The sequence below is a fragment of the Pseudomonas sp. CMR5c genome (genome assembly GCF_003850545.1).
GTDB lineage: Bacteria > Pseudomonadota > Gammaproteobacteria > Pseudomonadales > Pseudomonadaceae > Aquipseudomonas > Aquipseudomonas piscis.
Window position 1 is genome coordinate 4,989,746 of the sequence record NZ_CP027705.1, and the last position, 25,276, is coordinate 5,015,021.

The window sequence follows — 25,276 nt, forward strand, 5'->3', positions numbered from 1 at the left end:
ATCAACTATTGCAGCCTATAGCGCCGGGGCAGAAATGTTGGTAGTTTTCGCCTCGGTGATCATCAGGAGTTCTAATAATGAAAAAAGTAATGCTCAAATCCACCATTGGCCTCGCCGTTGCGGTGGCGTCCAGCCAGATCTTCGCAAGCGGCTTCGCCCTTAACGAACAAAGCATCAGTGGCATGGGTACCGGTTTTGCCGGCCGTTCGTCTGCCGCCGATGACGCAAGCACTGTATTTGGCAACCCTGCCGGTATGTCCCGCCTAAAGAAGCAGCAGGTAACCGTGGGTGTGGCTGCGATCGACGCCTCCACTGACCTCAAGGACACCAGCGGCACTCAGAAAGGCAGCAACAAAGGTGACATGGTTCCTTTCACTGCCGTTCCGATGGGCTTCTACGTCAATCCAATCGATGAGCACTGGGCGTTCGGTCTGGGGGTCTACGCACCGTTCGGCCTCGTGACTAACTACGAGAGCAACTTCCAGGGCCGCAACTTCGGCAGCAAGAGTGAAGTCAAGGTCATCACCGTCCAGCCAACTGTCAGCTACGCCTTCAACGACAAAGTGTCGATTGGTTTCGGTCCTACCATCAACCGTATTTCCGGCGTACTGGAATCGGCCCTGACCACCCCTGTCTCCCCGTATGACGGCAACGTCAAGATCAAGGGCGACGACGTGGGCTACGGCTTCAACATCGGTGTCCTGGTGCAGGCAACCGACACCACCCGCGTGGGCCTGACCTATCACTCGAAAGTGAACTACAAGCTGGACGGCCATACAGAAGTCACTGCCGCTCCGGGTAGCCCAGCCCCATTCCTGAAAAGCAACCGCTATGACGCCTCGCTGAAGATCGAAACCCCAGAATCCTACGACCTGTCGGTCACTCAGGATCTGAACGACGCCTGGAAGCTCTATGCCGGTACAACCTGGACTCGCTGGAGCCGCCTGAAAGACATCACCGTCAACAATGATGGCGTTACTGCCGCAGCAGGTGGCGCGCTTTCGCCAATGCTGGGCCTGGGCACCATCAAGGAAGATCAAAACTGGCACGACACCTGGGCTTACGCCATCGGTACCTCCTACCAGTTGAACAAGGAATGGGTACTGCGTACCGGCCTGACCTTCGACCAAGCTCCGACCAACAACAAAGACCGCTCGCCACGTATTCCTACCGGCGACCGGACCATCTTCAGCATTGGCGCAGGCTGGACTCCAATCGAAGAGCTGACCATCGACGTCGCTTACTCCTACCTCAAGGAAGAGAAAGTCAACGTCAACCGCAGCAACGCACTTGGCCAGACTTACAACGCCAAGTATGAAAACAGTGCGAATGGTTTCGGCGTAGGCGCTACCTACCGCTTCTAAGCCTCGAAGCCAGGCAACACGCCCCACTGAAAAGCCCCGGCATCCTCACGGATCCGGGGCTTTCTACTTTGCCGAACGGCTAATCAAGACCCCGACGCCAATGCCTTCTCCACCGCCTCGAGCAACTCCGGGTCATCCGGCTTGGTCAAGCTGGAGAAATTGGCGACTACCTTGCCCTGGCGATCCACCACGTACTTGTAGAAATTCCACTTCGGCGCGCTGCTCTGCTGCGCCAACACCTTGAACAGGTGCACCGCATCCGCGCCCTTGACCTTCTGTGGCTCGGTCATGGTGAAGGTCACGCCGTAATTGACATAGCAGACCTTGGCGGTTTCGGCGCCGTCCTTGGACTCTTGCTTGAAGTCGTTGGACGGCACTCCCACTACCTCCAATCCCTGGTCCTTGTAGCGCTGGTACAAGGCCTCGAGCCCCTTGAACTGTGGGGCGAACCCACAAAAGCTCGCCGTGTTGACCACCACCAGCGGCTTGCCAGCGAACCGCTGGCACAGATCGATGGATTCCTTGGCGCGCAACTTGGGCAACGAGCCCTGCAACAATGCCGGACAATCGGCGGCCCAGGTGGAGCCGGCAAAGGCCGCGAGCAAAACTGGAACGGCAAACCAGCGCATAGCCATGTCAGGTGTCCTTGAAAAGTCGTCAGGCCTCGACGTTACTCGCCCCTGTCGGCGCCTAGCAAGCGCCCATGCCCAATTGCATCAGCGCCATTCCACTGCGCTGCCAGCCCCACCAGGCCAGCAGCAATGACAAGGCGACCAAGCCCAGGCCGACCCACCATCCAATGCGCGCCTTCATGCGGCGCTGGCCTGCAGGCGCGCCACCGGGCGCTCACGTACCGGCCAGTTGAGCGCCGCGGCCAGCAAGCTGAGGAGGATCGCCACCTGCCAGATCAAGTCGTAGCTGCCGGTCCGGTCGTACACCACGCCGCCCAGCCAACCACCTAAGAACGAACCCAGCTGGTGGAACAGGAACACGATCCCGCCAAGCATCGACAGGTTTCGCACCCCGAACAGGGTCGCCACCGTACCGTTGGTCAAAGGCACCGTGGACAGCCAGAGAAACCCCATGGCCATGCCGAACAGGTAGGCGCTGGCCTGGGTCACCGGCACCCACAAAAACAGCATGATCACCACCGCTCGCAGCAGGTACAGGCCCGTGAGCAAACGTGGCTTGGAGAGGCGCCCACCCAACCAGCCAGCGGTGTAGGTCCCGAAGATATTGAACAGGCCGATCAGCGCCAGCACCGTGGTGCCCACGGTAGCCGGCAAATGCTGGTCCACCAGGTAGGCCGGCAAATGCACACCGATGAACACCACCTGGAAACCACAGACGAAAAAGCCGAAGGCCAGCAACCAGAACCCTGAGTGGGAACAAGCCTCGCGCAATGCCTCCATCAGGCTCTGCTCATGCCCATGGGCGGGCAGAGGTTTGTCCTTGAGCATGCTCACCAGCGGCACGATCAGCGCCACCAGCACACCCAGCACCAGCAGCGCCGCCGACCAGCCCAGCCAGCCGATCAGGCCCAGGGTGCCCGGCAGCATGGCGAACTGGCCGAAGGAACCGGCAGCGCTGGCCAGGCCCATGCCCATGCTGCGCTTCTCAGGCGGCAGCGCGCGGCCAACCACACCCAGGATCACCGAGAACGAAGTACCGGACAGGCCAATACCGATCAGCAGCCCGGCGCTCAGGGACAGCGACAAGGGCGAGTCCGCCATCCCCATGCACGCCAGGCCCACGGCGTACAGCACGCCGCCGATAAGTACTACCTTCGCCGCACCGAAGCGATCGGCCAGGGCCCCGGTGAATGGCTGGGCCAGGCCCCAGATCAGGTTCTGCAAGGCAATGGCGAAGGCGAAGACCTCGCGCCCCCAACCGAACTGCGCACTCATGGGCGGCAGGAACAGGCCGAAGCCATGCCTGATCCCCAGCGACAGGGCCAGGATCAACGCGCTGCCAAGAAGTACCCAACTGCTGGTACGCCACATCGATGACATTTTTATTCTCCGTCTACGGGTATATACCCGCTTATGTTCGAACGAACCGACCTCAGGCCAGTTCATTCAGCAAGGCCAACAGGGTTTCACGCTTTTCCACCCCCAGGCGATCGATCAGTCGCTGCTGGGCCGCTTCCCAAGCCGGCAAGGCCGCAGCCAGGCATTCATGCCCCGCCTCGGTCAGTTGCACCAGGCGATTGCGCTGATCGTCACCCTCGATCAGGCGCACCAGGCCCGAGGCCTCCAATACCCGAACATTACGCCCCAGGGTGCTGCGATCCAGGCCCATGGCCTCGGCCAGGCTGGAGATACTCGGCTGCTCGAGGCGCAGCAGGTTGTTCAGCAAGGAATACTGGGCGACGTTGATCCCGAAGCCATCGAGGGCGCCGTCGTAGAACCTGCTGACGCCACGCGCGGCGCGACGCAGGTTGGTGCACAAACATTGGGAGGGAAGCATGATGCGTGTATATACCCGCGAAAATTCCAGGACAACTGTTTTCAATAAAAATGCTGCTCGGCGCTCGCCTCAGGATAGCGCCAGGGCCAGCAGTACCGCGGTCTCCAGCAACTCCAGCAAGGCGCCGGCGGTATCCCCGGTGGTACCGCCCAAGCGCTGCAGCATCAGTTGACGCAACCAGCAGAACACCACGAGGGCCAGCAACAGCGCCAACAAGCCGTGGTATCCCCCCAGCAACAGGCAACCCAGGACACTCAGGGCCAGCACTTGCCTGCCCGCCAGGCGCGGCAAATGATCGGCCAGGGCCTGGCCCAGACCGCCGGCACGCACATAGGGCGTACTGAGGAACAGGCCAAGCAAGGCCGCGCGTCCGATCAACGGCGCCAGTAGCAGTGCCACAGCTTGTTGCTGCTCGATCAGGGCCACCAGCGCCGCGAACTTGAGCAGCAGGACCAGGGCCAGGGTAACCACGGCAATCGGCCCGCTGCGCGGATCCTTCATGATGCTCAGGGTGCGCTCGCGATCACCGAAGCCGCCCAACCAGGCGTCGGCGCTATCGGCCAGGCCATCCAGGTGCAATCCGCCGCTGAGCAAGACCCAGGCAGCCAGCAACAAGGCTGCATGCAGTAGCGGCGCAGCGCCACTGAGCAAGGCATTCAGTGCCCACAGCAAGACACCGAACAACAACCCCACCAGCGGATAGAACAACAACGAGCGCCCCAGTTGCTCGGGCTGCGGCATGCCCGGCAGGCGGATCGGCAAGCTGCTGAGGAACTGCAAGGCAATCCAGAACGGCAGCATCTCAGCCCTCCTCGCTCATCCGTCCCGCAGCCACTGTCAGGCCGAACCAGGCACCATGGCCCACTTCGACATTCAGCAACTGCTCACGGGGCAGCCCGCGGGCCCTGGCCAACAACAAGCGCATCACACCGCCATGGCTGATCAGCAGCACCCTCCGCCCGGCATGGGCCTGGTACAGGCTGTCGATCGCTGCCAGCACCCGTTGTGAGAAGCGCTCTACCGGCTCGCCTCCAGGCGGGGTGAAACCATAGGGGTCGGACCAGAAACGCCCCAGGCCCTCGGCGTCGGTTTGCATCAGGGCTGCCGTGCTCCGCCCTTCCCAGTCGCCGAAATGCAGCTCCTTGAGACCCGGTTCCAGCACCAGCGGCAGTTGCAGGCGCGCCGTCAATTGCTCGGCAAAACTTGCGCAACGCTGCAACGGCGAGCTGACCACCAGGTCCCAGGGGCCGCGCCCCTCAACTCCGGCATGCATCTGCTGCCAGCCCCGCTGGGTCAAGGCGTCGTCCAGGCTGCCACGCAAGCCGCCACCAGACTCGGTCTCACCGTGGCGCAGAAGGCCCAGGCGCAAGGTCATGCCGGACGATCCGCCACGGCCGCTTCGGCGAAAGTCGCCATCTGCCCGTGCAGGTCGCAGGCCAGGCGCAGCAAGGGCACCGCCAGCGCCGCACCACTGCCTTCTCCAAGGCGCAGGCCCAGGTCCAGTAACGGATCGGCCTCGAGCACTTGCAGCACATGCCGGTGCCCAGGTTCGGCTCCCTGATGGGCGAACAGCAACCAGGGGCGGCAGCCTGGATTCAAACGCACCGCTACCAGTGCCGCGACACTGCAAATGAAGCCGTCCACCAGCACCGCGATGCCCTCCTGGGCACAGGCCAGGTAGGCGCCGGCCAAGGCCGCGATCTCGAAACCGCCAAGGTCTTGCAGCGCTTGCCAGGCATCACCGCGCGCCCCCTGGTGCAAGGCAAGGGCTCGTTCGATGACCTGAGCCTTGTGGCTGACGCCCGCGGCGTTCAGCCCGGTACCTGGCCCGGCCAGCTGCGTTACCGGAATGTCCAGCAAGGCGCAGGCGATGGCGCTGGCGGCCGTGGTATTGCCGATCCCCATTTCCCCACCGATGAACAACTGGGCGCCCTGCCCACGGGCACGTAGCGCACTATCACGACCGGCCTGCAGCGCCTGCTCGAGCTGGGCCCGGGTCATGGCCGGGCCCTGGAGGAAGTTCGCCGTGCCCAGCCCCAGGTTCAGGTGGCGCACTCCAGGCAGCTCCAGGTTCGGCGTCACAGTACCCAGGTCCACCACTTCCAGCTGCGCCGCCAACTGGCGGGCCAGGACGCTGATCGCGGCGCCACCATTGACGAAGTTCAGCAGCATCTGGCCGGTCACTTCCTGCGGATAGGCCGACACACCTTCGGCCACCACCCCGTGATCACCGGCGAAGATGGTGATCCACAACTGCTCGATGGCGGGCTTGAGCCGGCCTTGCAAGCCCGCCAGGCGCACGGCCAGCGGCTCCAACTGGCCCAGCGAGCCGGCCGGCTTGGTCAGCTGCTGCTGCCGTGCCAGGGCCTGCTCCACCACTTGGCTAGCGATGGACTTGCACGGGTTCTGCCACCAGGAATTGCTCATAACGCGGGTCCTTTCAAAGTCAGGGGCAGGCCAGCCACCGTCAGCACCACTCGCTGACAGCGCTCGGCCAGGGCTTGATGCAGCCAACCGGCTTCATCCACATAGCGGCGAGTCAATTCGCCCAGCGGCACGACACCCATTCCGGTCTCGTTGCTGACAAAGATAATGTCTCCCGGCAGCTCGGCCACGCATTGCAGCAAGGCCTCGCGCTCGGCAGAAAGGCGCTGCTGGTCTTCGAGCATCAGCAGGTTGGTCAGCCACAGGGTCAGGCAGTCCACCAACAGGCAGCGCCCCGGACTGGCCGCCTGGCGCAGTACCCGGGCCAGCTCCAGGGGCTCTTCGACCAGCCCCCAATGCGCCGGACGGCGTTCGCGATGATGGGCGATACGCTGGTTCATCTCGCCGTCCAACGGTTGGCTGGTGGCGATATAGGTCACTTCCAGCGCACTGTCGTTGGCCAGTTTCTCGGCCAGGCGGCTCTTGCCGGAGCGAGCACCACCGAGGATCAGTTGCAACATGCTTGGGCACCTCTGAAAAGAAAACCGCACACGGCTGCGTGCCTACAGACCACAAAGCCGGCGCAATGCGGCGGTATCCAGGTGGCGCTCCACCAGGTCCGCCAGGCGTTCGATATCGCGCTCGCGCAGGCCGTGGTAATCCACCTGCTGGACATCTTCCAGGCCGGCCCAGCGCAACAGCGCGCCGCAGGCCGCTGGCGTCTCGAACAGGCCGTGCAGGTAGGTGGCGAGGATCTGCCCGTCGGCACTGCGGGCGCCGTCGCTGCGACCATCGTCCAGGCGCACTGCCGCCTGTTCCAGGGCTGGGCCACGACTGACTCCGGCATGGATCTCGTAGCCGCTGACCGCAGCGTCTTCCAGGGTCAGGCGTCCACTGACGTTACGCAGCTGCTTTTGCGCCTCCAGCACGGTTTCGAAAGCCAACAGGCCAAGGCCCGGGCTGGAGCCCGCTGCACCTTCCAGGCCCAGTGGATCGTGCAATTGCTCGCCGAGCATCTGCAGGCCGCCGCAGATACCCAGGAGCTTGCCGCCGTAGCGCAGGTGCCGGGCGATGGCCTGCTCCCAGCCATTGACGCGCAGGTAGGCGAGATCGCCGCGCACGCTTTTCGAACCGGGGAGAATGATCAGGTCGGCGGCGGGTATCGCCTGCCCGGGCCCGATGAATTGCAGGTCTACCTGGGGATGCAGGCGCAGCGGATCGAAGTCCGTATGGTTGCTGATGCGCGGCAGCACCGGCACCACCACCTTGAGCAGCTGCTCGACCTTGCCGGCCTGGCGCTGGTCGATGCCGTCCTCGGCCTCCAGGTGCAGGTCCATGACATAGGGCAACACCCCGAGTACCGGCTTGCCGGTGCGCTGCTCCAGCCAATCCAGGCCCGGTTGCAGCAGGGCGATATCGCCGCGAAAGCGGTTGATGATGAAGCCCTTGACCCGCGCCTGCTCGCTGGGTGAAAGCAGCTCCAGGGTGCCCACCAGGTGGGCGAACACCCCGCCACGATTGATGTCGGCGATCAGCAGCACCGGACAATCCACCGCCTCGGCAAACCCCATGTTGGCGATGTCGCCGGCCCGCAGGTTGATCTCGGCCGGGGAGCCGGCGCCCTCGACCATCACCACCTGGTACGCCTGGCGCAGGCGCTGGTGGGAAGCCAGCACCGCCTGCATGGCGATAGCCTTGTAGTCGTGATAGGCCACGGCATTCATGGTGGTCACCGCACGGCCATGGATGATCACCTGGGAGCCCGTATCGCTGTTGGGCTTGAGCAGCACCGGGTTCATGTCGGTATGGGGCGCGAGGTTGGCGGCCTGGGCCTGGACCGCCTGGGCCCGGCCGATCTCGCCGCCATCGGCGGTCACCGCGCTGTTGAGCGCCATGTTCTGCGGCTTGAACGGCACCACGCTGATCCCCTGGCGCAACAGCCAGCGGCACAGCGCGGTCACCAGGGTGCTCTTGCCCGCGTCCGATGTGGTGCCCTGCACCATCAGCGTGGTCATGGGTAGTCCTTGCGATAAGCCAACAAGGCCTGTTCCAGGCGAGCGCACTCGGCCTCGTCGGCAGGCAGGCCGAAACGCAGGCTGCTGTTGTGGGCGAACAGGCGCAGGAGAATCCCGCGCCGGGCCATGAAGTGATAGAGCCGCTCAGCCTCGTCGGTGATCAGCCATTGGAACAACGCGCAACCGCCCTGGGGCTTGAAGCCGTAACGCTGCAGCACCTCCACCAACTGCTGGCTGGCGGCCTCGCTGCGCTGGCGCTGGCGGGCATGGCCGGCGACATCCCGCAGGCAAGCCTGCCCCAGGACCCGGGTCGGGCCACTGACAGCCCAGGGCCCCACCTGCTCGGCCAACAGCCGCAACAGCCGATGCTCGGCCAGGACGAATCCCAGGCGCACCCCGGCCAGGCCGAAGAACTTGCCGAACGAACGCAGGACGATCAACCCCACCTGGTGGGCATGGCTGGCCAGGCTCAGCTCAGGCGTGTTGTCCATGAAGGCTTCATCCACCACCAGCCAGCCACCGCGCTGGACCAGGCGTGCGTGCCACTCCAGCAGGCGCTCGGGGCTCAGGCTCAGGCCCGTGGGATTGTTGGGATTGACCACCACCAGCACATCGAGACTGTCGAGAAAGAAGTCGACTTCCTGCTCCAACACCTCGCGTACCCGATAGCCACTGCGCCGCCAGGCTTCGGCGTGCTCGGCATAACAGGGCGACAGCACCCCGACCTTGCCGGTGCGACGCAAACGCGGCAGCAGTTGGATCGCCGCCTGGGAACCGGCTACCGGCAATACTTCATTGGCGCCGTAATAGGCACAGGCCGCCTGCTCCAGGCCGTCGTCGGTTTCCGGCAGGCGGGCCCAGGCACGCAGCGGAATCTGCGGCAACGCGAAAGGCCAGGGGGCCAGGCCGCTGGACAGATCCAGCCAGTCCTCTTCGGCGATGCCATGTTCCTGGGCCGCCCTGCGCAAACGCCCACCGTGCTCAAGCATAGAATTGCGCCCCCAGGCAAAGAATCAGCAACCACAGCCATACCCCACGCTGCACCAGCTGCCAGCCACCATCGATGGACCCGGCGCTGGCCGCTTCCCCCTCGCCCAATTGCGGGCGCTGGTGCAGTTCGCCGTGATAGATCGCCGGGCCGCCCAGCTCTACCCCGAGGGCTCCAGCACCGGCGGCCATCACCGGACCGGCATTGGGGCTGTCCCAGGTCGGCCCCTGGCGATACCAGCATTTGAAGGCCAACCGGGTCTTGCCCAGCAAGGCATAGGTCAGGGCCACCAGGCGCGCCGGAATATAGTTGAGCAGATCATCGATCCGCGCGGCAGCCCAGCCGAAACGCTCGAAGCGCTCGTTGCGGTAACCCCACATCGCATCCAGGGTGTTGCTCAGACGATAGAGCACCACCCCTGGCGCACCGGCCACGGCGAACCAGAACAAGGCGGCGAATACCGCGTCGCTGCCGTTCTCCAGCACCGACTCGGTGGCCGCGCGCGCCACGGCGGGGGCATCCAGCTCGCTGGTCTGGCGGCTCACCAGGAACCCCACCCGCCGCCGCGCCTCATCCAGGTCATCGCTACGCAGGGCCTGGGCCACCGGCTCGACATGCTCGCCAAGGCTGCGCAGCCCCAAAGCGCAATACAGCGCCAGGACTTCCACCAGCCAGCCGATATAGGGGAACCAGGACAAGGCCGTGGCCAACAGGGTGAGGGGCAGGACCGCCAGCACCCAGGCCGTGACGCCATGACTGCGCCAACCCCGCCCGCCGGCGTTGAAACGTTGCTCGATGCGATCCGCCAAACGCCCGAAGGCCACCAGTGGATGCCAGCGCTTGGGCTCGCCCAGCAGCGCATCCAGCGCCACCCCGGCGACACTCAGCAACGCCACGCTCATTGACTCACTCCCCAGTAATTTTCATACAGCAATTCATTCAATGGCCGGGGCTGGGCCCAGCCCTCCAGCGCGAGCATCGGCGCCGCATAGAACTCGGTGACCGGCCCCAGGCACAGCACGGCCAGGGGCTTGGCACCTTCGGGCAAGCCCAGGAGATTGGCCAGGGCCTGGGGCTCGAACAGCGATACCCAACCCATGCCCAACCCTTCGCTGCGCGCCGCCAGCCAGAGGTTCTGGATCGCGCAGGACAGGGATGCGAGGTCCATTTCCGGCAGGGTCCGGCGACCGAAGACATGCCGTTCCCGGCCGTCCATCAACGCGGCCACCAGCAGTTCGGCGCACTCGTTGATGCCTTCGACCTTGAGCTTCATGAACTCGTCGGAACGCTCCCCCAGCGCCTCGGCGGTACGTACCCGCTCTTCTTCCACCAACTGCCGGATGTTGTCCCGCAGCGCACGGTCACTGATGCGGATAAACCGCCAGGGCTGCATCAGGCCAACGCTGGGGGCCTGGTGCGCGGCCTCCAGCAGGCGCTGCAACAACTCGGGGGCAACGCTGCCGCCGGCGAAATGACGCATGTCACGACGCTCGGCAATAGCGCGATAGACCGCCTCGCGCTCGGCCGCGGAAAACGCCTGTTCAGTCACACGCCAGGCCCTCGGCAACCCCTGGCCGGGGCGCGAACAACGCCGCCACCGCCACAGGATTGGATGGGAAGTAGAAGTGCACATAGGAGGCGGTCATGCGCCCGTCGCGATACACCGCCTCGGCACCCCGGCCACCATTGGGGCTCGCCCCCCGGGCGATGGGCGCAAGCTCGGTACTGGTCAGGGAATGATGGTAGGTATGCCCGCGCAGACTGCCCTCCGGCAGGTCCACCGCCTGCAAGGCCAGGGCCGCCAGGCGCTTCTGCATTACAGCCTCGCCGGGCAACAGCCCCAGGAGTTCGGCACGCTGGCCTTCGACATCGGTCAGGGCATCGAGCAGGTACAGCATCCCGCCGCATTCGGCGAGCAGCGGCTTGCCGGCGGCGTGATGGGCGCGGATGGCCGCGAGCATGCCGCTATTGCTGGCGAGTGCCTGATGGTGCAGCTCGGGGTAACCCCCGGGCAGGTACAGACTGTCGGCCACCGGCAACTCACTATCGTGGATCGGCGAGAAGAAACTCAGTTGCGCACCCATGGCCCGCAGCAGGTCGAGGCTGGCGCCGTAGGTGAAGGCGAATGCCTCATCCCGCGCCACGGCGATCCGCACGCCCTCCAGCAGCGGCTCGCAGGCCACCGGGGCCGGCGCGGCAAACCCCACCGCTGGCGGCAGCGCCACCTGGCAACTGCTGGCCAGGGCCTCGGCAGCGGCATCCAGACGCAGATCCAGGTCATTGAGTTCATTGGCCTGGACCAGGCCCAGATGGCGGCTGGGCAGCTCGATCGAGGTTTCCCGGGACAAGGCTCCATACCAGCGCAACCCCTCGGTCAGGCTGCCTTCGAGCAGTTGCGCATGGCGCAAGGTCCCCACCCGGTTGGCCAACACGCCGGCGAACGGCAGGTCCGGCTGGTAGCGCGCCAGACCCAGGGCCAGGGCGCCGAAAGTCTGGGCCATGGCGGCGCCATCGATCACCCCCAGCACCGGCACGCCGAAATGCCGTGCCAGGTCCGCGCTCGATGGCGTGCCATCGAACAATCCCATGACGCCCTCGATCAGGATCAGGTCGGCCTCGCCGGCGGCCTCCCACAGCAGGCGGCGACTTTCCTGCTCGCCCACCATCCACATGTCCAGCTGGTACACCGGGGCACCGCTGGCATGCTCGAGAATCATCGGATCGAGAAAGTCCGGACCGCACTTGAACACCCGCACCTTGCGCCCCTGGTTACGGTGCAGGCGCGCCAGGGCGGCGGTCACGGTGGTCTTGCCCTGGCCGGATGCCGGAGCGGCGATCAATACCGCCGGGCAATGACGAACATCATTCATGGGTTCACGCTCACAGCTCGATGCCCTTCTGCGCCTTGATACCGGCCTGGAAGGCGTGCTTGACCATGCCCATTTCGGTGACGGTGTCGGCCAGTTCGAGCATTTCCGGCTTGGCCCCGCGCCCGGTCACCACCACGTGCTGCATCGGCGGACGGGCCTGCAGGTCGCTGAGCACCTGATCCAGGTCCAGGTAACCATGCTTGAGGGCGATGTTCAGCTCATCGAGTACCACCAGGCCGATCTGCGGATCGCGCAACAGCTCCCGGGAAACCGCCCAGGCGGCCTCGGCGGCGGCGATGTCACGCTGGCGATCCTGGGTCTCCCAGGTGAAGCCCTCGCCCATCACATGGAACCGCACCTGCTCGGGAAAGCGCCGGAAGAACAGCTCTTCGCCGGTGCTTTCGCGGCCCTTGATGAACTGCACCACGCCACAATGCATGCCATGGCCCATGGACCGTGCCAGCATGCCGAAGGCCGAACTGCTCTTGCCTTTGCCGTTGCCGGTCAGGACCAGCAACAGCCCGCATTCATTGGGCGAGTTGGCGATACGCTCGTCGATCACCGCTTTTTTGCGCAGCATGCGCGCCAGATGACGTTCGTCACGCTCGAGGGATTCACTCATGGAGCAGCTCTCCGTTGGGGCTTGGGGAACGGGGGGCAGGAATGGAAATGGACGGCGCAAGCCTGGCATCGCCCTCCGTGATGCCGTTGGATGAATCAGGCCGGTCTCCGGGCTCGTGAGCGGCACCACTGCCGGACTGCGCGCCTTCCCATGCCTGCTTCGACACAGTGGCACTTGCGCAATCTTGACTCACCTACCGTTGCGGGGGCAGCGCCGGAATCGTCGCCGGCTCCATCGCTGGAACGGGCCCTGACCGGCTTCCCTGTTTCACTCTGTCGACCCGGGAGTCACAGAGCACCTGAAACAAGTCGCGAAGGTTAGAGGGTTGGGAATGGAGCGTCAATGAAGCGGCCCGCCGCACCCAACGGAAAACTGCACTGCATCAACAAACTGACGCCAATCTTGTGCCACACTGAAAGCAGTGATATCAAATAGCCACTTTCAGGACATGACGTCCCGTCACAACAATAAGGGGTGAGTTCGATGCAAGGCATGATCATCAGCAATCCAAGACTGGAATTCCTGCGACCGATGCTGGAGCGCTGGTTCGATTGCATTGACCGCTACAACGCGATTCGCGGCGATAACGAAACCCCTTACTGGTTCGACGAACAGGCCAACCTGGGACTGCTTTCGGCCGCGGCCTGGATGGCCGAGATGGTGACCCTGGAACACAGCCCCAGCAAGAAGCAGCTCGAAGAAGGTGCGCGCAATGCCCGTACCGACCTGTACCTGGCCACCAAGGAAGAACGCACCTACATCCAGGCCACCCAGCGCTGGCCACGGGTCAACAACCTGGCCCTGACCCAGGCCCTGCAGGATATCGCCAATGCAGCGAAGACCATCAGCCACGCCAGCGACCTGAAGCTTGGCTGCCTGTTCGTCGCACCTCAAAAGGCCCAGCACAGCGCGACTCCCGAGGAACTGCAAGACATGCTCGACGACCTACAGAAGGAACACTGCTGTGCCGTGGCCTGGTACTTCCCGTATGCCTACCGCAAGCTGCACAACGAAGCCGGCCACTACCACCCCGGAGTGGCGGTATTGTTCAAGGAAGCTCGCTGAACACAAGGAACCCCAGGGCGCCCATGCTTCTCTATGATTGAACGTTCGCGCACTCATAGGGATATCAGCATGCTCAAGCCTCGCCATACCTTGCTCATCGCCATCGCCGCCGGCCTCGCCGCCTGCGGCGAAACCTCCAGCCTGCAGGTTGCGGACGGCACCGGCCCGAACCCCAAGCTGCCGGAACCCAACCCCACCCTGATCCCCACGCTGAACATCGCTCCGGCCATCGGGTGGCCCGAGGGAGCGAAACCGCTGGCCGCCAGCGGAACCCAGGTCAGTGCCTTCGCCGAGAATCTCGATCATCCACGCTGGCTCTATGTACTGCCTAACGGGGACGTGCTGGTGGCGGAAACCAACGCCCCGCCCAAACCGGACGACAGCCGGGGCATCCGCGGCTGGGTAGCCGGCAAGGTGATGGGGCGCGCCGGGGCCACGGTTCCCAGCGCCAACCGCATCACCCTGTTGCGCGATGCCGACCACGACGGCGTGGCGGAGACTCGCAGCGTCTTCCTGGAGAACCTCAACTCCCCCTTCGGCATGACCCTGGTGGGCAACGATCTGTATGTAGCCGATACCGACAAGCTGCTGCGCTTCCCCTACCAGAGCGGTGACACCAGGATCAGCGCCGGAGCCACCAAGGTAGTGGACCTGCCCGGCGGCACGCTGAATCACCACTGGACCAAGAATGTCATCGCCAGCAAGGATGGCAGCAAGCTGTACGTCACCGTCGGCTCAAACAGCAATGTCGGCGAAAACGGCCTGGACAAGGAAGAAGGCCGGGCAGCGATCTGGGAAGTGGACCGTGCCAGCGGCCAGCATCGCTTGTTCGCCACTGGGCTGCGCAACCCCAACGGCCTGGCCTGGGAGCCAGTCAGCGGAGCCCTCTGGACAGCGGTGAACGAACGGGACGAGATCGGCAGCGACCTGGTGCCCGACTACATCACATCGGTCAAGGATGGCGCTTTCTACGGCTGGCCCTTCAGCTACTACGGCCAGCACGTGGACGTACGGGTCAAACCCCAGGATCCGGCACTGGTGGCCAAGGCAATTGCCCCGGATTACGCCGTGGGACCGCACACGGCCTCGCTGGGCCTGGCGTTCGCCACTGGCAGCAAGCTGCCCGCGCCCTTCACCGAAGGCGCGTTCATCGGCCAGCACGGCTCCTGGAACCGCAAGCCCCACAGTGGCTACAAGGTGCTCTTCGTGCCATTCAGCGGCGGCAAGCCCCAAGGACAGCCGATCGACCTGCTCAGCGGCTTTCTAGATGCCGACAAGAACGCCATGGGGCGCCCGGTGGGAGTGGTGATCGACCAGCAAGGGGCCCTGCTGGTCGCCGATGACGTCGGCAACAAGATCTGGCGTGTGAGCGCTGCCAAGAAGCCCTGAGTTCAGCGCTTGCGGCACAGGGTCAGGCCATCCCCCAGGGGCAGCAGCGACAGATCGATACGCGGGTCATCCTTGAGGGCACGATTGAGCGCCTGGATGGCCCGGGTATCCTCGCTGGCAGGAGCCACCTCCAACACCCGCCCGCTCCACAAGGTGTTATCGAACACGACCAGGCCACCGGTACGCAGCAAGCGCAGCGCGAACTCCAGGTAAGCCGGGTAATTGGCCTTGTCGGCATCGATGAAGATCAGGTCGAAGGAGTTACCCTGCCCCTGCTGCTCCAGGCTGGCCAGGGTTTCCAGGGCAGGTGCCAGACGCAGATCGATAAGCTGCTGGACTCCAGCCTCCTGCCAGTAACGGCGGGCAGTGGCGTTGTAGTCGCCGGGAAGATCACAGCAGACCAGCGAACCATCCCCAGGTAGCACCTGAGCCATGCACAAGGCGCTATAGCCAGTGAAAGTGCCGACCTCCAGTATCCGGCGGGCACCGATCAGCTTGACCAGCAGGGCGAGGAATTGCCCCTGCTCCGGCGCAACCTGCCAGCGCGCGGTGGGCAAGGCCTGGGTTTCATCCCGCAGGCGACGCAGCAAAGGCGTGTCACGCAGGGACACATCCAGCAGGTATTGATACAGGGCGTCGTCGAGGTTGAGCGTACGAGCAGTCACGAACACCTCGACAAGAAAGGATTATGGATTGCGCGCCAGGTGTTCCGGCTGCAGTACGCGCTTGGCGCTCAGGTAGGCTTTCTGCCAGTAGGCCTTGGACAGGCTGTCGAGCTTCACCGTGCCGCCAGTGGCCGGTGCATGCACGAAGCGCCCTTCGCCGACGTAGATGCCGGCATGGCTGACCTGGGAGCCGCCATTAGTGGCGAAGAAGATCAGGTCGCCGGTCTGCAAGGCATTCTTGCCGACGTCCGGCGCCTGCATGCCGATCATTTCCCGGGTCGAGCGTGGCAGCGAGATACCTGCGGCATCGCGATACACGTAGCCGATCAGGCCACTGCAATCGAATCCGGAGTCCGGAGTGTTGCCACCCCAGCGATAAGGCGTGCCCACCAGGCCCAGGGCGCGGAACAGCACGTCTTCGGCAACCGGTGAAAAGGTCTGGGCAGGGCTGAATACCGGAGCTCGCACCACGGGCGCAGGTGGCGGAGTACGGCTGGCGCAGGCGCTGAGCAGCGCGGCGAGGACAACAAGAGCGATACGGGCCGAGGTCGACATAAGCTGGACAATCCTGATCGGGATGCGGCTTTCTCTGCCGTGGTACTGAAAACAAAACCGCGTAAGCAGGGCTTACGCGGTTAGTTTCAACAATAGATCAGGATTCTAGCGCCTACACGCCAAACTTCAAGTAAGACTTTAACTTCGCCCTACAAATAGCCTGTTTATTTGCGTGCGGTGACCACGGTCGGAGCCATGGCGAGTGCACGCTTGGCTTCGATGAAGGTCTTGCTCCAGTAGCTGTCGCCCAGGCTATCGACCCGCACGCCGCCACTGCGACGGCTGCTGGAGTGGATGAACTGGTCGTCCCCCAGATAGATACCGGCATGGCTGACGCGCCCGCGGCCATTGGTGCTGAAGAACAGCAGGTCACCTGGTTTGAGGTTGTTGCGCGCGACCAGCGGGGCCTTGACGTTGATCATCTCGCGAGTGGAGCGTGGCAGGTTCATGCCAGCCTCTTCGCGGAACAGGTAGCCGATGAAACCGCTGCAATCGAAGCCGGCTTCGGAGCTACCACCGAAACGGTAGCGGGTACCGATCAGGGACATGCCGCGCTCGAGGATGCTGTCAGCCAGAACTGGCAACTGGTAAGGCTTGCTGTCAGCGAATTCTGCCAGTTCCTTTTCAGTTGCCAGCTCTTCCTGGTAGACCGCGGAAGACTGGTTGGTAGTGGTGACTTTAGCCTGCTGTACGACTTGCTGCTGCGACACCGGGGCATGAGAGGCGCAGCCAAACAACAGGGTAACGAGTGCGAGAGGCACGAGGGGTGCGAAGCGATTTAGCATGGGCACGACCGTGGCTTGTTATAAAAGAAGAAGCGACTATGCCTTTTATCGCTCTCATTTGCAAATTCAATCGATCAGAATGTGACTTATGAGTTTCTTCAGTACATCTAAGGCTTTAAGCCCATTTAAACGCCACCTGCCTGTGGAAACCCTTCCAAAGGCGCGTTTTCTGGCGCCTGGAATATGCCAAAACCCGACCAAAGGTCGTTTCTAACCGCTGGAGTCACCAGCCCAGGGTTTCCTTCAGGAAAGGAATGGTCAGCTTGCGCTGGGCCTGGAGCGAGGCCTGATCGAGGCGCTCCAGTAGCTCGAACAAGGCACTCATGCTCCGCGTACCCCGGGTCAGAATGAAGTGCCCGACCTCGTCGGTCAGGTGCAAGCCACGCCGGGATGCACGCAACTGCAAGGCACGCAGCTTGTCTTCATCGGAAAGTGGGCGCATCTGGAAGATCAGCGCCAGGGTCAGGCGCGACTTGAGGTCCGCCAGCTTCACCGGCAACTCCCGCGGAGATGTCGAGGCTGCGATCAACAAGCGTCGACCGCTGTCGCGCAAACGATTGAACAGATGGAACAAGGCCTCTTCCCAGTCGGCCTTGCCAGCCACCACCTGAAGGTCGTCCAGGCATACCAGCTCGTATTGCTCGAGGTGGTCGAGGATCTCGATCCCGCGATCCAGCAGTTCCGCTAGCGGAAGGTATACAGCAGGCTCCCCCAATTGCTCGAAACGCAGGCAAGCCGCTTGCAGCAAATGAGTACGCCCCACACCATCCTTGCCCCAAAGGTAGATCAGGCTCTCGGTCCAGCCGGCATCGGCTTCGCAGAGGCGCTCGACATAGCCGAGTGCTGCGGCATTGGCGCCTGGATAGTAGTTGATGAAGGTGGCGTCATCACGCAGACGCACCCCCAGGGGCAGCTGAATCGGTTTCATGCTGGCTGAACAGTTCCAAACGAACCGTTAGTGGCCTCTGTGTAAATTTTGCAAAGTTTATACCCGTGACGCCGAGCGCACAATCCGGCAGACCACAAGCAAAATCAAAGGTTTGCGTGAGCCGAAAGCCCTGCCAATGGCTTCCTTGACAACTCGGGATCGCTGCACGACCGCCGAAATGAAGGAGCGCCAACCTCTGGCGCCCCTGCCGCTCGCGCTACAAGTCGGGGTCTTGCGCCCCACTATAGAGGTTCGAGTCCTTGTACAAGTCATGTACATGACGTACCAGTACCATGATTACCGCCGCCACCGGCAAGGCCAACAGCACCCCGGTGAAGCCGAACAGCTCGCCGCCGGCAAGGATGGCGAAGATCACGGCCACCGGATGCAGGCCGATGCGGTCGCCAACCAACAATGGAGTGAGCACCATCCCCTCCAGCGCCTGCCCCACCATGAACACCGCGACGATGCCGATCATGGGATACAAGTCGCCACCGAACTGGAACAGGCCCGCGATCAACGCCGCACCGATACCGATGATGAACCCCATGTAGGGCACGATGGCCGCGAGTCCGGCGATCAAGCCGATCAGCAGGCCCAACTCAAGCCCCACCAGCATCAACCCGGCGGCATAGATCATGCCCAGAGCCACCATGACCAGCAGCTGGCCACGAACAAAGGCCCCCAGCACCTCATGGCACTCCCCAGCCAGGGACACCACCTGCTCTTCACGATCCCGTGGCAACAGGCTGCGGACCTTGGCCATCATCAGGTCCCAGTCACGCAGCAGATAAAAGCTGACCACCGGAATCAATACCAGGTTGGCCAACCAGCCGATCAGCGCCAAGCCAGAGGCCGTGGCCTGGCTCAGCACCACGCCGACGATGTCGGTGGTCTGCCCCATATGCTCGCTGATGGCAGCCTTGACCTTGTCGAACTTCCAGAAACCATCCGCCAGCCCCAACCGGGATTGGACCCAGGGCATGGCCGTGTGCTGGACCCAGTCGAGCATTTGCGGCGCCAACTCATAGAGGCGCACCAACTGCTTGGCCAGCATGGGCACCAGCACCAGCAACAGGGCCATCACGATCAGGGTGAACAGGGCGAAGACCGCCACCACCCCCCAGGTGCGCGACAAGCCCCACTTCTCCAGGCGATCCACCAAGGGATCGAACATGTACGCCAGTAATAGCGCGACCAGGAACGGGCTGAGGATCGGATGCAACAGGTAAAGGAACCCGCAGACCAACAGCGCCACGCCCAACCAGACCCAACGACGGGTATCACCCATAAAGCACTCCTGCTTCTATATAGAAGGAAACCACCCGCTACCAGCGAAAACGCAACTGCGCCCCGGAGTCTGGAGCGGCCGCCGGCGTACTACCTTCGACTCCTGCGGCAGGCAACGGCTGCGCCTGCCCGGCGGGAATTTCCTGCAACTTGGCCAGGGACAATTGCGCACGCAACTGCTCGGCGCTGCCATTGACTCGATAAACGATCCGATCGCCGTCGACGCTGCGCAACTGCGCACCAAAAGGCTCCAGCAAATGGCCCAGACTCGCATAACGTTCCAGGTTCATGCCTTGCACCTCCAGCAACTGCTCGCTGGAAACACCCGGACGCGTGACGAAGCGCGGCGCCAGGCGCTGGCTCACGGCCAGCAACACCGCATCGGCCAAGGCGCCAGTGTCAGCTCCCTGGACCGTCCCCTGCTCCTTCTGATCGCCCAGCCACAACCGCCACTTGGCCTGCCACTGGCCGCCCTCTTCACGGGCATGCACCGCCAGCAGCGCATCCGCGCCATATCGTTCCGACGCCTCGCGCAATGGCGCTGGGTCGGCCCCCTCGAGATTAGGCGCAGTGGCGACGATCTGTTCGTCCAGATCCCCCAGCGGCAGGCGCAGCGGCAATCCGCGATGCTGGGCGGCTCGCCGCAAAGGCTCGGCACTGGCCTGGCCATCGCCCACCAGGGTCGAGCCCTCGGTGGAGTCGCTCAGCCACCAGCCGAGGATCGACGGCCGATTGCTCCCCCACAGCGACAAGCCGGCCTGGCGCAAGGCGCGGTCGGTACTGGCCGGATCGAAGTCCACCTGCAGGCTCTCCGGCGGTCCGGCGTCGTAGCCGTACTGGCTGATAATCTGCTGCGGATCCTTGCGGACTTCCGCCAGCCCCGGCCCCTGGGCCGCCTTGGCATCGCCGGTGAGGCGCAGCACCAGGGTCTCCAAGGCTCGCTGGGTAGCCTGGTCACGCTCCTGGGGCGACTGGCTGCTCACCGGTTCGCGGACCTGATACAAGCCATTGAGGGTTTCGGCATGACTCGCCAGGCTGACCAATGACAAGCAGCCCACAAATAGAAATTGACCCAGACGCATGGAAGATTCTCGATGACAAAAACGATTGAAACAGCGCGCATGCATCGCTGCGGACAAGGCTGTGACCACAAGCCCCGGCAAAACATTCACCGTCGCCGGACGGTTTTCGCACTGTCATGACGACAACCAATCAAGCGCTATACCTTATACAGACAAGGGCGCAACCACCAACATGGGCGATCCTGGTTTTTTTAGCAGGATATGCCTCTACCCGTCGGCCCGAGGATGGCCGCTGCCCCTCAAGCCTGATAAAATCGCGCGCCTTCGCAGACCGCCATCAGCGGGTCCCTTGAAGCACAGTCCCAGTGTTTCAGCGGCCTCATTGGTTCGGTCGATATCCCTGAATCCCCTTAAAGGCCTGGATCAATGAGCAAGCAACCCTCCCTGAGCTACAAAGACGCCGGTGTAGACATCGACGCCGGCGAAGCACTGGTCGAACGCATCAAGGGCGTCGCCAAGCGCACCGCACGCCCTGAAGTCATGGGTGGCCTGGGCGGCTTCGGCGCCCTCTGCGAGATCCCGGCCGGCTACAAGCAGCCAGTACTGGTCTCCGGCACCGACGGCGTCGGCACCAAGCTGCGCCTGGCGCTGAACCTGAACAAGCACGACAGCATCGGCCAGGACCTGGTCGCCATGTGCGTCAACGACCTGGTGGTGTGCGGCGCCGAGCCGCTGTTCTTCCTCGACTACTACGCCACCGGCAAGCTCAACGTCGACGTGGCTGCCACCGTGGTCACCGGCATCGGCGCCGGCTGCGAGCTGGCCGGCTGCTCCCTGGTCGGTGGTGAAACCGCCGAGATGCCAGGCATGTACGAAGGCGAGGACTACGACCTGGCAGGCTTCTGCGTCGGCGTGGTGGAAAAGGCCGAGATCATCGACGGTTCGAAAGTGGTCACCGGTGATGCGCTGATCGCCCTGCCCTCTTCCGGCCCGCACTCCAACGGCTACTCGCTGATCCGCAAGATCCTCGAAGTGTCCGGCACCGACATCGACAACACCCAGCTGGACGGCAAGCCACTGGCCGACCTGCTGATGGCGCCGACCCGCATCTACGTGAAACCGCTGCTCAAGCTGATCAAGGACACCGGCGCGGTCAAGGCCATGGCCCACATCACCGGCGGCGGCCTGCTGGACAACATTCCACGCGTACTGCCAAAAGGCGCCCAGGCCGTGGTCGACGTGGCCAGCTGGCAACGTCCGGCGGTCTTCGACTTCCTGCAGGAAAAAGGCAACGTCGACGAGCATGAAATGCACCGCGTGCTGAACTGCGGCGTGGGCATGGTCATCTGCGTAGCCCAGGACCAGGTCGACAACGCCCTGAACGTGTTGCGTGCAGCCGGCGAGCAGCCTTGGGTCATCGGCCAGATCGCCAATGCCGCCGAAGGCGCGGCCCAGGTCGAGCTGAAGAACCTCAAGGCTCACTGATGCAAGAGCGGAAGTCGCCGACCTGTGATGTTGTGGTGCTGTTGTCCGGCACCGGCAGTAACCTGCAAGCACTGATCGACAACGTGCGGACCGACGACAGTCCGGTCCGCATCGCTGCAGTGATCTCCAATCGCGCCGACGCCTACGGGCTGCAGCGCGCCAAGGAGGCGGGCATCGCTACCCGCTTCCTCGATCACACCACCTTCGAGGGCCGCGAGGCCTTCGACCAGGCGCTGATCGAACTGATCGACACCTTCCAACCGAAGCTGGTAGTACTGGCCGGATTCATGCGCATCCTCAGCGCAGGTTTCGTCCGCCACTACCAGGGTCGCCTGCTGAATATCCACCCTTCGCTGCTACCTAAATACAAAGGGTTACACACTCACCAGCGGGCCCTGGAAGCCGGAGACCCGGAACACGGCTGCAGCGTGCACTTCGTCACCGAGGAACTCGATGGCGGGCCTCTGGTCGTACAGGCTGTGATCCCGGTAGAGTTGCACGACTCGCCCCAGAGCCTGGCGCAGCGAGTGCATGTCCAGGAACACCGGATTTACCCAATGGCCGTACGCTGGTTTGCCGAAGGTCGGCTGGCCCTCGGCGACCAAGGTGCTTTACTGGACGGCAAATTACTGGCCGCCAGCGGTTACTTGATTCGAACCTAGGAGATTTTATGCGTCGCGCCCTGCTCTTCGCTTGTGCTCTGTTCGCCCTGCCGGTTGTGCAGGCGGCAGATCTTCACCCGTTCTCCGCCAGCTATACCGCCGACTGGAAGCAACTGCCCATGAGCGGCACTGCCGAGCGCAGCCTGGAAAAAACCGCCAGCGGCGCCTGGAAACTCAGCTTCAAGGCATCGATGATGATCGCCAGCCTGACTGAGGAAAGCACCCTGACCCTGGAGAAGGACACCCTGGTGCCCCAGTCCTACCACTTCGAACGTGGCGGCCTGGGCAAAGCCAAGAAGTCCGACCTGGACTTCGACTGGACTGCCAAGATGGTCACCGGCACCGACCGCGGCGACGCGGTGAAGCTGCCCCTGAACACCGGGATGGTGGACAAGTCGACCTACCAGCTGGCCCTGCAGCATGACGTCGCCGCTGGCAAGAAGACCATGAGCTACCAGGTGGTGGACGGCAGCGATGTCGATACCTATGACTTCCGCGTCCTGGGCTCGGAGAAGGTCGACACCAAGGCCGGCCAGATCGACGCCATCAAGGTCGAGCGCGTTCGCGATCCGACGCAGAGCAAACGCACCACCGTGATGTGGTTCGCCAAGGATTGGGATTACCTGCTGGTGCGCCTGCAGCAGGTGGAAACCGACGGCAAGGAGTACAACATCATGCTCCTCAACGGCACCGTCGATGGCAAGGCCGTCAAGGGCAACTGAAGCTACCAACGAAAAGCCCCGCTCATGCGGGGCTTTTTTTTGCCCGAAATCCGCCATCACTTCGACCTGCAAGGCGAGAAAGATGAAACTTTTTTCATGAAACTTCCGGCCCTGCGACCGAATGTCACGGTTTTCGGGGGCTGTGGAATTGTCTTCATTTTTGCAAAGGTCTATTGCAAACCAGGTCGATTTACTTAGCTAGCTAACAAAATATATAACAGAGGCCTGCACACGCCTTGCTGCAGATCAACAGAGATTGGAGCTAGCAGATGACTGTAAAAGTGACTGAACGCGACGATTCACACATGTCCCATGAAGGCGTAGCCGCGGGCATACGTATCTGGGACGTGCATCAACAAGACATGCTGGTGGGCATGTTCCACTCCGAAAGCGAAGCCCACAGCTACAAGGCAGAACTGGAAAAACTCGAACAGCAGCGCACCCTGCTGGGCTCCTGAGTCAAGGCCGATCCGCAAGGCGGGAATCTCCACGCCGGTCCCCGCCCTTGCAACAACGACAAACCCCGCTCATGGCGGGGTTTGTCGTTGTTGCCGGTTACCACATCAGATCGTCGGGGATCTGGTAGGCCGCGTATGGATCATCCTCGTCCGGTGCTTCGGTCGGGGTATTGAGCTGCACGATGCGGCTGGGGTCACGCTCCTGGATCTTCAGCGCCGCCTCCCGGGGAATCACCTCGTAACCACCACCATGGTGAACGATGGCCAGGGAACCGCTGCTCAGCTTGTTGCGCATCAGGTTGTTCACCGACAGGCGCTTGACCTTCTTGTCGTCGACGAAGTTGTAGTAGTCCTCGGTGGTCAGCTTTGGCAGGCGCGACACCTCGATCAACTGCTTGATCTGGGCGGTCCGGGCCTTCTGCTCGGCCTTCTCCTGCTGCTGGCGGTTGAGCTCCTGGTCACGCTTGACCTTCTCGGCCATCGCCTCCTGGGCGGCGCGTTGTTGGGAGTCGTCGAGCACGACCTGCCCCTTGTGGGCCAGACGCTGCTGCTTCTGCTTGTCCTTGCCGACCTGCTTGGCCTGCTTTTGGTTGACCAGGCCTGCTTTGAGCAACTGGTCGCGAAGGGAAAGGCTCATGGTGCTTACTCACTTGGGCTACGGCTTGCGCCGCAGTTGGGCAAAATCTTTTCCTGGCGCTTGGCCTCGCCCCACAGGGCATCCAGCTCTTCCAGGGTGCAATCTTCCACGGGACGACCGTTATCGCGCAATGCCTGCTCGATGAATCGGAAGCGGCGATCGAACTTGCCATTGGCACCGCGCAGCGCGGTCTCCGGGTCGACCTTGAGCTGCCGGGCCAGGTTGACCACCGCGAACAACAGGTCGCCGATCTCGTCGGTGATGGCTGCGGAGTCATTGTCGGCCATGGCTTCCAGCACCTCGTCCAACTCCTCGCGCACCTTGTCCACCACCGCCAGTGGTTCTGGCCAGTCGAAACCGACCTGGGCCGCACGTTTCTGCAACTTGGCCGCACGGGACAAGGCGGGCAGCGTCGCCGGCACATCGTCCAGCAACGACAACTGCTGCGGCACGACAGCCTTCTCGGCACGTTCCTCGGCCTTGATCTGCTCCCAGCGCTCCTTGACCTGCTCTTCGTCGAGGCGCGGGATGTCCAACGGTGCATACAGGTCCCCGGTCGGGAACACATGGGGATGACGGCGAATCAGCTTGCGAGTGATGCCATCCACCACCGAAGCGAATTCGAAGCGCCCCTCTTCCCGGGCCAGCTGGCTGTAGTACACCACCTGGAACAACAGGTCCCCCAGCTCGCCTGGCAAGTGATCGAAATCGCCGCGCTCGATGGCGTCGGCCACTTCGTAGGCTTCCTCGAGGGTATGGGGGACGATGCTGGCGTAGCTCTGCTTGAGATCCCAGGGGCAGCCGTATTGCGGATCCCGCAGGCGCGCCATGAGGTGAAGCAGGTCGTCGAGGCTATACATC

General features: G+C 63.2%; 29 protein-coding genes and 1 riboswitch. Of the genes, 7 read left to right on the top strand and 22 right to left on the bottom strand.

The window, feature by feature from the left end:
- The first annotated feature begins 77 nt into the window (after nucleotides 1–77).
- On the top strand, nucleotides 78–1,364 hold the full coding sequence (locus C4K40_RS22800; protein ID WP_053133330.1) for an OmpP1/FadL family transporter: 1,287 nt from the start codon (nucleotides 78–80) through the stop codon (nucleotides 1,362–1,364).
- A gap of 83 nt (nucleotides 1,365–1,447) precedes the next feature.
- Here C4K40_RS22800 and C4K40_RS22805 read toward each other — a convergent pair whose 3' ends face one another.
- The 14 genes from C4K40_RS22805 to cobO form a co-directional block, all read right to left on the bottom strand.
- Nucleotides 1,448–1,999 carry a glutathione peroxidase gene (locus C4K40_RS22805; RefSeq protein WP_022640211.1) on the bottom strand — a complete coding sequence of 184 codons (552 nt, stop codon included), beginning with the start codon at nucleotides 1,997–1,999 and terminating at the stop codon, nucleotides 1,448–1,450.
- A 55-nt stretch (nucleotides 2,000–2,054) separates the two neighbouring features.
- Nucleotides 2,055–2,177 carry a hypothetical protein gene (locus tag C4K40_RS32005; protein ID WP_022640212.1) on the bottom strand — a complete coding sequence of 41 codons (123 nt, stop codon included), beginning with the start codon at nucleotides 2,175–2,177 and terminating at the stop codon, nucleotides 2,055–2,057.
- Nucleotides 2,174–3,376 (bottom strand): MFS transporter, encoded by a 1,203-nt coding sequence (locus C4K40_RS22810; protein WP_031320305.1) that lies wholly within the window; start codon nucleotides 3,374–3,376, stop codon nucleotides 2,174–2,176. Before C4K40_RS22810 ends, C4K40_RS32005 begins: the two co-directional genes overlap by 4 nt.
- Nucleotides 3,377–3,428: 52 nt before the next feature.
- Nucleotides 3,429–3,833 carry a MarR family winged helix-turn-helix transcriptional regulator gene (locus C4K40_RS22815; protein ID WP_022640214.1) on the bottom strand — a complete coding sequence of 135 codons (405 nt, stop codon included), beginning with the start codon at nucleotides 3,831–3,833 and terminating at the stop codon, nucleotides 3,429–3,431.
- 69 nt (nucleotides 3,834–3,902) lie between these two features.
- Nucleotides 3,903–4,634, bottom strand: coding sequence for an adenosylcobinamide-GDP ribazoletransferase (locus C4K40_RS22820; RefSeq protein WP_053133334.1), 732 nt, complete (start codon nucleotides 4,632–4,634; stop codon nucleotides 3,903–3,905).
- 1 nt (nucleotide 4,635) lies between these two features.
- Nucleotides 4,636–5,208, bottom strand: a complete 573-nt coding sequence (gene cobC, locus C4K40_RS22825; protein WP_053133338.1) for an alpha-ribazole phosphatase family protein — start codon at nucleotides 5,206–5,208, stop codon at nucleotides 4,636–4,638.
- On the bottom strand, nucleotides 5,205–6,260 hold the full coding sequence (gene cobT, locus C4K40_RS22830) for a nicotinate-nucleotide--dimethylbenzimidazole phosphoribosyltransferase (RefSeq protein ID WP_053133341.1): 1,056 nt from the start codon (nucleotides 6,258–6,260) through the stop codon (nucleotides 5,205–5,207). Before cobT ends, cobC begins: the two co-directional genes overlap by 4 nt.
- On the bottom strand, nucleotides 6,257–6,778 hold the full coding sequence (gene cobU, locus C4K40_RS22835; protein ID WP_022640220.1) for a bifunctional adenosylcobinamide kinase/adenosylcobinamide-phosphate guanylyltransferase: 522 nt from the start codon (nucleotides 6,776–6,778) through the stop codon (nucleotides 6,257–6,259). The genes cobT and cobU overlap by 4 nt, the downstream gene beginning before the upstream one ends.
- 42 nt (nucleotides 6,779–6,820) lie before the next feature.
- Nucleotides 6,821–8,272 carry a cobyric acid synthase gene (locus C4K40_RS22840; RefSeq protein ID WP_053133344.1) on the bottom strand — a complete coding sequence of 484 codons (1,452 nt, stop codon included), beginning with the start codon at nucleotides 8,270–8,272 and terminating at the stop codon, nucleotides 6,821–6,823.
- A complete protein-coding gene (gene cobD / locus C4K40_RS22845) occupies nucleotides 8,269–9,261 on the bottom strand; it encodes a threonine-phosphate decarboxylase CobD (protein ID WP_053133347.1) in 993 nt (330 codons plus the stop codon). Before cobD ends, C4K40_RS22840 begins: the two co-directional genes overlap by 4 nt.
- Complete coding sequence (cbiB, locus tag C4K40_RS22850) at nucleotides 9,254–10,162, bottom strand: adenosylcobinamide-phosphate synthase CbiB (RefSeq protein WP_053133350.1); 909 nt, start codon at nucleotides 10,160–10,162, stop codon at nucleotides 9,254–9,256. The genes cobD and cbiB overlap by 8 nt, the downstream gene beginning before the upstream one ends.
- Nucleotides 10,159–10,809 carry a 5,6-dimethylbenzimidazole synthase gene (gene bluB / locus C4K40_RS22855; protein ID WP_022640222.1) on the bottom strand — a complete coding sequence of 217 codons (651 nt, stop codon included), beginning with the start codon at nucleotides 10,807–10,809 and terminating at the stop codon, nucleotides 10,159–10,161. Before bluB ends, cbiB begins: the two co-directional genes overlap by 4 nt.
- Nucleotides 10,802–12,130, bottom strand: a complete 1,329-nt coding sequence (locus C4K40_RS22860) for a cobyrinate a,c-diamide synthase (protein WP_053133353.1) — start codon at nucleotides 12,128–12,130, stop codon at nucleotides 10,802–10,804. Before C4K40_RS22860 ends, bluB begins: the two co-directional genes overlap by 8 nt.
- A gap of 10 nt (nucleotides 12,131–12,140) precedes the next feature.
- Entirely contained in the window at nucleotides 12,141–12,752 is a 612-nt protein-coding gene (cobO, locus tag C4K40_RS22865) for a cob(I)yrinic acid a,c-diamide adenosyltransferase (RefSeq protein ID WP_022640225.1), read from the bottom strand.
- 80 nt (nucleotides 12,753–12,832) lie between these two features.
- Nucleotides 12,833–13,069: riboswitch (cobalamin riboswitch) on the bottom strand.
- 166 nt (nucleotides 13,070–13,235) lie between these two features.
- Here cobO and C4K40_RS22870 point away from each other — a divergent pair.
- Together C4K40_RS22870 and C4K40_RS22875 are read left to right on the top strand one after the other, a co-directional pair.
- Nucleotides 13,236–13,817 carry a hypothetical protein gene (locus C4K40_RS22870; RefSeq protein ID WP_053133356.1) on the top strand — a complete coding sequence of 194 codons (582 nt, stop codon included), beginning with the start codon at nucleotides 13,236–13,238 and terminating at the stop codon, nucleotides 13,815–13,817.
- 69 nt (nucleotides 13,818–13,886) lie between these two features.
- The gene (locus C4K40_RS22875) at nucleotides 13,887–15,206 is read left to right on the top strand and encodes a sorbosone dehydrogenase family protein (RefSeq protein WP_053133360.1); all 1,320 of its coding nucleotides are present in this window, start codon (nucleotides 13,887–13,889) and stop codon (nucleotides 15,204–15,206) included.
- Between the two features lie 2 nt (nucleotides 15,207–15,208).
- On the opposite strand, the gene C4K40_RS22880 is transcribed toward C4K40_RS22875, so the two are convergent.
- The 6 genes from C4K40_RS22880 to C4K40_RS22905 all read right to left on the bottom strand — a co-directional run bounded on the left by C4K40_RS22880 (nucleotide 15,209) and on the right by C4K40_RS22905 (nucleotide 20,511).
- Nucleotides 15,209–15,871 carry an O-methyltransferase gene (locus C4K40_RS22880; protein ID WP_031320310.1) on the bottom strand — a complete coding sequence of 221 codons (663 nt, stop codon included), beginning with the start codon at nucleotides 15,869–15,871 and terminating at the stop codon, nucleotides 15,209–15,211.
- Between the two features lie 21 nt (nucleotides 15,872–15,892).
- Nucleotides 15,893–16,426, bottom strand: coding sequence for a C40 family peptidase (locus tag C4K40_RS22885; RefSeq protein WP_022640229.1), 534 nt, complete (start codon nucleotides 16,424–16,426; stop codon nucleotides 15,893–15,895).
- A 164-nt stretch (nucleotides 16,427–16,590) separates the two neighbouring features.
- Nucleotides 16,591–17,211 carry a C40 family peptidase gene (locus C4K40_RS22890; RefSeq protein ID WP_031320311.1) on the bottom strand — a complete coding sequence of 207 codons (621 nt, stop codon included), beginning with the start codon at nucleotides 17,209–17,211 and terminating at the stop codon, nucleotides 16,591–16,593.
- Between the two features lie 223 nt (nucleotides 17,212–17,434).
- A complete protein-coding gene (gene hda, locus C4K40_RS22895; RefSeq protein WP_022640231.1) occupies nucleotides 17,435–18,139 on the bottom strand; it encodes a DnaA regulatory inactivator Hda in 705 nt (234 codons plus the stop codon).
- A 217-nt stretch (nucleotides 18,140–18,356) separates the two neighbouring features.
- Complete coding sequence (locus tag C4K40_RS22900) at nucleotides 18,357–19,430, bottom strand: AI-2E family transporter (RefSeq protein WP_053133363.1); 1,074 nt, start codon at nucleotides 19,428–19,430, stop codon at nucleotides 18,357–18,359.
- 37 nt (nucleotides 19,431–19,467) lie between these two features.
- Nucleotides 19,468–20,511 (bottom strand): DUF2066 domain-containing protein, encoded by a 1,044-nt coding sequence (locus C4K40_RS22905; RefSeq protein ID WP_053133366.1) that lies wholly within the window; start codon nucleotides 20,509–20,511, stop codon nucleotides 19,468–19,470.
- Between the two features lie 366 nt (nucleotides 20,512–20,877).
- On the opposite strand from C4K40_RS22905, the gene purM reads away from it, so the two are divergent.
- The 4 genes from purM to C4K40_RS22925 all read left to right on the top strand — a co-directional run bounded on the left by purM (nucleotide 20,878) and on the right by C4K40_RS22925 (nucleotide 23,778).
- Nucleotides 20,878–21,936, top strand: a complete 1,059-nt coding sequence (purM, locus tag C4K40_RS22910; protein WP_022640234.1) for a phosphoribosylformylglycinamidine cyclo-ligase — start codon at nucleotides 20,878–20,880, stop codon at nucleotides 21,934–21,936.
- A complete protein-coding gene (gene purN / locus C4K40_RS22915) occupies nucleotides 21,936–22,598 on the top strand; it encodes a phosphoribosylglycinamide formyltransferase (protein ID WP_053133369.1) in 663 nt (220 codons plus the stop codon). The genes purM and purN overlap by 1 nt, the downstream gene beginning before the upstream one ends.
- An 8-nt stretch (nucleotides 22,599–22,606) precedes the next feature.
- A complete protein-coding gene (locus C4K40_RS22920; RefSeq protein WP_053133372.1) occupies nucleotides 22,607–23,320 on the top strand; it encodes a DUF3108 domain-containing protein in 714 nt (237 codons plus the stop codon).
- A 269-nt stretch (nucleotides 23,321–23,589) separates the two neighbouring features.
- Entirely contained in the window at nucleotides 23,590–23,778 is a 189-nt protein-coding gene (locus tag C4K40_RS22925) for a hypothetical protein (protein ID WP_031320314.1), read from the top strand.
- A gap of 97 nt (nucleotides 23,779–23,875) precedes the next feature.
- Here C4K40_RS22925 and C4K40_RS22930 read toward each other — a convergent pair whose 3' ends face one another.
- On the bottom strand, nucleotides 23,876–24,415 hold the full coding sequence (locus C4K40_RS22930; protein WP_022640237.1) for a DUF2058 domain-containing protein: 540 nt from the start codon (nucleotides 24,413–24,415) through the stop codon (nucleotides 23,876–23,878).
- 5 nt (nucleotides 24,416–24,420) lie between these two features.
- Nucleotides 24,421–25,275 carry a nucleoside triphosphate pyrophosphohydrolase gene (mazG, locus tag C4K40_RS22935; RefSeq protein ID WP_053133375.1) on the bottom strand — a complete coding sequence of 285 codons (855 nt, stop codon included), beginning with the start codon at nucleotides 25,273–25,275 and terminating at the stop codon, nucleotides 24,421–24,423.
- Nucleotide 25,276 lies beyond the last annotated feature (1 nt).

Bases quoted from the DNA above. Each gene is read 5' to 3' on its own strand.
- C4K40_RS22875 (WP_053133360.1), top strand. From the start codon at position 13,887: ATGCTCAAGCCTCGCCATACCTTGCTCATCGCCATCGCCGCCGGCCTC.
- C4K40_RS22810 (WP_031320305.1), bottom strand. From the start codon at position 3,376: ATGTCATCGATGTGGCGTACCAGCAGTTGGGTACTTCTTGGCAGCGCG.
- cobT (WP_053133341.1), bottom strand. From the start codon at position 6,260: ATGAGCAATTCCTGGTGGCAGAACCCGTGCAAGTCCATCGCTAGCCAA.
- purN (WP_053133369.1), top strand. From the start codon at position 21,936: ATGCAAGAGCGGAAGTCGCCGACCTGTGATGTTGTGGTGCTGTTGTCC.
- C4K40_RS22820 (WP_053133334.1), bottom strand. From the start codon at position 4,634: ATGCTGCCGTTCTGGATTGCCTTGCAGTTCCTCAGCAGCTTGCCGATC.
- C4K40_RS32005 (WP_022640212.1), bottom strand. From the start codon at position 2,177: ATGAAGGCGCGCATTGGATGGTGGGTCGGCCTGGGCTTGGTCGCCTTG.
- cobC (WP_053133338.1), bottom strand. From the start codon at position 5,208: ATGACCTTGCGCCTGGGCCTTCTGCGCCACGGTGAGACCGAGTCTGGT.
- C4K40_RS22890 (WP_031320311.1), bottom strand. From the start codon at position 17,211: ATGCTAAATCGCTTCGCACCCCTCGTGCCTCTCGCACTCGTTACCCTG.
- C4K40_RS22840 (WP_053133344.1), bottom strand. From the start codon at position 8,272: ATGACCACGCTGATGGTGCAGGGCACCACATCGGACGCGGGCAAGAGC.
- hda (WP_022640231.1), bottom strand. From the start codon at position 18,139: ATGAAACCGATTCAGCTGCCCCTGGGGGTGCGTCTGCGTGATGACGCC.
- cobO (WP_022640225.1), bottom strand. From the start codon at position 12,752: ATGAGTGAATCCCTCGAGCGTGACGAACGTCATCTGGCGCGCATGCTG.
- cobD (WP_053133347.1), bottom strand. From the start codon at position 9,261: ATGCTTGAGCACGGTGGGCGTTTGCGCAGGGCGGCCCAGGAACATGGC.
- C4K40_RS22885 (WP_022640229.1), bottom strand. From the start codon at position 16,426: ATGTCGACCTCGGCCCGTATCGCTCTTGTTGTCCTCGCCGCGCTGCTC.
- C4K40_RS22925 (WP_031320314.1), top strand. From the start codon at position 23,590: ATGACTGTAAAAGTGACTGAACGCGACGATTCACACATGTCCCATGAA.
- C4K40_RS22860 (WP_053133353.1), bottom strand. From the start codon at position 12,130: ATGAATGATGTTCGTCATTGCCCGGCGGTATTGATCGCCGCTCCGGCA.
- C4K40_RS22870 (WP_053133356.1), top strand. From the start codon at position 13,236: ATGCAAGGCATGATCATCAGCAATCCAAGACTGGAATTCCTGCGACCG.
- C4K40_RS22900 (WP_053133363.1), bottom strand. From the start codon at position 19,430: ATGGGTGATACCCGTCGTTGGGTCTGGTTGGGCGTGGCGCTGTTGGTC.
- cobU (WP_022640220.1), bottom strand. From the start codon at position 6,778: ATGTTGCAACTGATCCTCGGTGGTGCTCGCTCCGGCAAGAGCCGCCTG.
- C4K40_RS22920 (WP_053133372.1), top strand. From the start codon at position 22,607: ATGCGTCGCGCCCTGCTCTTCGCTTGTGCTCTGTTCGCCCTGCCGGTT.
- C4K40_RS22800 (WP_053133330.1), top strand. From the start codon at position 78: ATGAAAAAAGTAATGCTCAAATCCACCATTGGCCTCGCCGTTGCGGTG.
- C4K40_RS22815 (WP_022640214.1), bottom strand. From the start codon at position 3,833: ATGCTTCCCTCCCAATGTTTGTGCACCAACCTGCGTCGCGCCGCGCGT.
- C4K40_RS22905 (WP_053133366.1), bottom strand. From the start codon at position 20,511: ATGCGTCTGGGTCAATTTCTATTTGTGGGCTGCTTGTCATTGGTCAGC.
- cbiB (WP_053133350.1), bottom strand. From the start codon at position 10,162: ATGAGCGTGGCGTTGCTGAGTGTCGCCGGGGTGGCGCTGGATGCGCTG.
- C4K40_RS22930 (WP_022640237.1), bottom strand. From the start codon at position 24,415: ATGAGCCTTTCCCTTCGCGACCAGTTGCTCAAAGCAGGCCTGGTCAAC.
- purM (WP_022640234.1), top strand. From the start codon at position 20,878: ATGAGCAAGCAACCCTCCCTGAGCTACAAAGACGCCGGTGTAGACATC.
- C4K40_RS22805 (WP_022640211.1), bottom strand. From the start codon at position 1,999: ATGGCTATGCGCTGGTTTGCCGTTCCAGTTTTGCTCGCGGCCTTTGCC.
- mazG (WP_053133375.1), bottom strand. From the start codon at position 25,275: ATGTATAGCCTCGACGACCTGCTTCACCTCATGGCGCGCCTGCGGGAT.